Source organism: Lysobacter enzymogenes (assembly GCF_017168095.1).
GTDB lineage: Bacteria > Pseudomonadota > Gammaproteobacteria > Xanthomonadales > Xanthomonadaceae > Lysobacter > Lysobacter enzymogenes_D.
Genome location: NZ_LXSD01000066.1, coordinates 1 through 1039, shown reverse-complemented (window position 1 = coordinate 1039; position 1039 = coordinate 1). Strand labels below are relative to the sequence as shown.

Sequence of the window (1039 nt, the reverse complement as noted above, 5' to 3'; positions counted from 1 at the left end):
GGCCTGGCGCCCGGCGCGCTCGGCTTCGCGGCCGGCCGCTTCGGCCTCGCGCATCGCGCGCTCGGCCTCGACTTCGGCCTGGGCCGCTTCGACCTCGGCCCGCGCCGCGTCGCGCTGCAGCGTGTCCAGGTGCGCGCGGGTCGCGGCGTCGCGCACCGGCTCGTAGCGGCCGTCGTCGCGCACGCGGAAGTACTGTCCGTCCTTGATCGCCCATACGCGCGGGTCGCCGTCGTCGATCTCGGTGATGCGCTGTTCGCCGGCGGCGGACTTGCCGTGGTGGATGGTGACCTTGGACTGCTCGCGCACGGCGGCGGTGCCGGCGGCGGCCGCGACCGGCGCGACCGTCACGGTCATCGTCGCCGCCGCCGCTTCGGCCGCGGCGGTGACCTTGTACGGCACCAGTCCCAGCACGGCCACCGCGGCGGCCAGGGCCACGCCGCCCAGGCGCGCGGGGGAAGTCGAGTTCTGCAGCATGATCAGTCTCCGTTTGAGCACGGTGTAGGTGGGCGACGCGCCGGCCAGCGCCGTCGCCGGACGCGGCGCCACGCCCAGGCGCAGCAGCAGCCGGCCGTAGTCGTGGGCGGCGTAGCGGCGGCTGTCGAGCACGGCCGCGTCGCAGGCCTGCTCGCGGGCGATCGCGTATTCGCCTGCGATCACGTGGGCGAGCGGATGGAAGAAGAACAGGTGCCGCGCCAGCGCCGGCACCCAGCCCCACCACAAATCGCGGCGGCACAGATGAGTGAGTTCGTGATGCAGGGCCATCGCCAGCTCGTCGTCGCTGAGCTGGTCCAGCTGGCGCTGCGGCAGCAGCACCGTCGCCGGCGGTCCGACCAGTTGCGGCGAATCGATCTGCGCCGACACCCGCAGCGGCGGCAAGCGGCGCAGGCCGAGGCTGGCGCCGAGGTCGCGGTAAGTGCGCAGCGCGGGCGCGTGGTCGCAATCGCGCGCGGCGGCGACGCGGCGGCGCACGCCGAGATAGCCGCGCGCGCCGGCCACGGCCAGCACGATCACGCCGGCCAGCCACAGCGCGGCGAACAGC

Annotated in this window: 1 protein-coding gene; it reads right to left on the bottom strand. The window is 75.1% G+C overall.

Going from position 1 to position 1039, the window contains the following annotated elements; all coding sequences use genetic code 11:
* On the bottom strand, positions 1-1039 hold a 1039-nt coding region (locus tag A7A76_RS01930), incomplete at both ends, for a M56 family metallopeptidase (RefSeq protein WP_206409616.1).